This is a genomic window from Neoroseomonas rubea (assembly GCF_016106015.1).
Classification (GTDB): Bacteria; Pseudomonadota; Alphaproteobacteria; order Acetobacterales; family Acetobacteraceae; genus Neoroseomonas; species Neoroseomonas rubea.
The window spans coordinates 1-1,888 of the sequence record NZ_JACADQ010000519.1 but is presented as its reverse complement, the minus strand read 5'-3'; the positions used below and the strand labels follow the sequence as shown (position 1 = coordinate 1,888).

Genomic DNA, 1,888 nt, shown 5'->3' with positions numbered 1-1,888 from the left:
GCCAAGCGAGCGCTCCACCTCATCCGCCAGCGTCAGGGCGGCGGCGCGGCGCTCGGCCGCCGCCGCCTCGCGCGCCGCCTGCGCCTCGGCTTCCGCGGCGCGACCGCGCAGCGAGTTCTGGCGCAGCACCTCCACCGCCTGGGCAAGGTTGCCGATCTCGTCGCCGCGCGCCTTGCCGGGGACCTCGGTGTCGAGCCGCCCTTCGGCCAGTTCGGCAACCGTGCCGGTCAGACGCGAGAGCGGGCGGACCACGCCAAGCAGGACGAGCAGGACCGAGCCCGCGAGGCCGATCGGCAGGCCGATGCCAAGCAGCAGGTAGGCGACGAGGCGCGTCTGGTCGAAGGCCTGGTCCATCTCGCTCCGGGTCTCGTCGACGATGCGTGCCGCGCGGTCCTCGACGGCGCGCAGGTGCTGGCGCGCCGTGGTGATCACGCGGGCGGAATCGAGCGCCAAGCGCCCGGCGGCGTCGAACTGGCCGTCGCGGGACATGGACTGGATGCGCTGCGCGACCTCCCGGTGCTGGCCGATCGCGGCGCGGATGGCGGCGAGGTCGGCCTCGTCGCCGGCGGCGCGACGCTCGGCGATCGTCGACAGGCGCCGCTGGAGCCGGTCATGCTCCTCAGTCACCGTCCGCTCCATGGCCGTGCGTTCGGCGGCGGCCAGCTCCATGGGCAGGAACTCGACCGCGCGCGTGTAGGAGAGCAGGTTGCCCGTCGCGCGGCCCGCGTCGAAGCTGTGGTCGTTGGCCCGGCCGAGCCGGTCCTCGAGGTAGTCCAGTCGCGTCGCGGCGTCGATGCTCTTCCAGCCGATCAGGCCCGCGATGGCGGCCACCAGGAAGACTGCGCCAAGCAGCTTGGGCGCGAGTCGGATACGGGCAACGAAGTCCAGCATGGTCCGGTATTCCTCAACATGTTCGTCCGGCGGACCGCCTTGCACGGCCGCCGATGCGCCAGCCAGCGCGCCACCCAAGGCGCGCAGGGCTGAATCTTGCCGGCCGCCAGGTGGCGACCAGGGATGCCATCGTGCCGACCCGAACCGGGCCGGACGAAAGCCATCGCCGAACCGGATCATTCGCCTGGGTGACTGAATCGAGGGTGAATGCCAGGGAATGCAGATGTCACCTTTTGTCGTGTTGGCGCGCGCATCATTGTTCTGATATCAGAATATTAATTGATTGCAGGCTGCTGACGAAGGCTCAGTTCTGCCGGAATGCCGGCGCGCCGGCGGCGTGGCCACCGGATGATCCGGCGCGGGCTCCGCGATGTCGGCGCCCCGAGGCGCGAAGCGGCCCGCAGCGTCGCCGCCGCCGCCGTCAGCCGCCGAGCGCTGTGGTCCCAGGGTTCAGGAGCGGCGGCAGCACGGGATGGCGACGCTCGCCCTGCCGGAAAGGCCCAGGGGGGCCTACGAGTCAGGGGCGAGGAGCGGCGGGCGGGCCTCCTCCCCCCCGTCGGTGCAGCAGCCGGAAGGCGGGCGGCGTCAGCAGGGTGACGAGGAAGATCCGCGTCACATGCAGCGTGACGATCAGCGCCACGTCAAAACCCAGCACCTTGCCCGTCAGGCTCATCTCCGCGACGCCGCCGGGTGCCGTGCCGAGCAGCAGCGCGCCCACCGATTCGCCGAACAGCCAGGCGAGCGCGACGCCCGCCGCGCCGCAGGCGGCCATCAGCAGGAGCACCTGCGCCACCGCATGCGGCAAATAGCGGCGCAGCGGGCGGATCGTCTCCCGCCCAAAGGCGGCGCCGAGGCTCGCGCCGAGCGCCACCTGCGCCGCCGCCGAGAGCCATCCCGGCACGCCGGACGGCGCGATGCCGGCCGCGGCGAGCCCGCCGCTGACGGCGAGTGGCCCAAGCATCCAGCCCGCGCGCACGCCCGCGCGCACCATCACCCA

At 72.6% G+C, this 1,888-nt stretch carries 2 protein-coding genes; both read right to left on the bottom strand.

All coding sequences use genetic code 11. From position 1 onward, the window contains the following. The coding region (locus HW577_RS24400; protein ID WP_198378693.1) for a HAMP domain-containing protein at positions 1 to 891 on the bottom strand (891 nt) is incomplete at its 3' end. A 517-nt stretch (positions 892 to 1,408) separates the two neighbouring features. Beyond that, a partial coding sequence (locus tag HW577_RS24395) for an AbrB family transcriptional regulator (protein WP_198378692.1) occupies positions 1,409 to 1,888 on the bottom strand: 480 nt, incomplete at its 5' end.